Source organism: Mesorhizobium sp. PL10 (assembly GCF_053714315.1).
The window spans coordinates 1-615 of record NZ_JBSKBR010000180.1; the positions used below are offsets into that span (position 1 = coordinate 1).

At 64.7% G+C, this 615-nt stretch carries 1 protein-coding gene; it reads left to right on the forward strand.

Features of this window, described 5'->3' with window-relative positions; all coding sequences use genetic code 11:
- A partial coding sequence (gene hemA, locus ACWGTO_RS33740) for a 5-aminolevulinate synthase (protein ID WP_454578989.1) occupies nt 1-615 on the forward strand: 615 nt, incomplete at both ends.

A 615-nucleotide genomic window follows, 5' to 3' on the forward strand; every position in this document is an offset into this window, starting at 1 on the left:
GCCGCGCCGAGGAAATCACCGTCTGGTGTTCCAACGACTATCTCGGCATGGGCCAGAACCCCGACGTCATCGCCGCGTTGCAGAACGCGGCCGGCAAGATGGGCTCGGGCGCCGGCGGCACCCGCAACATTTCCGGCACCTCGAACCCGCTGGTCGAGCTCGAAGTGGAACTGGCCGATCTGCACGACAAGGAAGCGGCCCTGGTCTTCACCTCCGGCTTCGTCTCCAACGAAGCCTCGATCTCGACCATTGCGCGGCTGTTGCCCAACTGCCTGATCATCTCGGACGAGCTCAACCACGCCTCGATGATCGAGGGCGTGCGCCGCTCGGGCGCCGAAAAGAAGATCTTCCGCCACAATGACGTCGCGCATCTGGAGAGCCTGCTGCAGGCCGCGGGACGCGAGCGTGCCAAGCTGATCGTCTTCGAGAGCGTCTATTCGATGGACGGCGACATCGCGCCGATCAGGCAAATCGTCGAGCTCGCCGAGCGCTACAACGCCATGACCTATGTCGACGAGGTCCATGCCGTCGGCATGTACGGACCGCGCGGCGGTGGCATCACCGAGCGCGAAGGCCTGGCCGACCGCATCGACATCATCGAAGGCACGCTCGCCA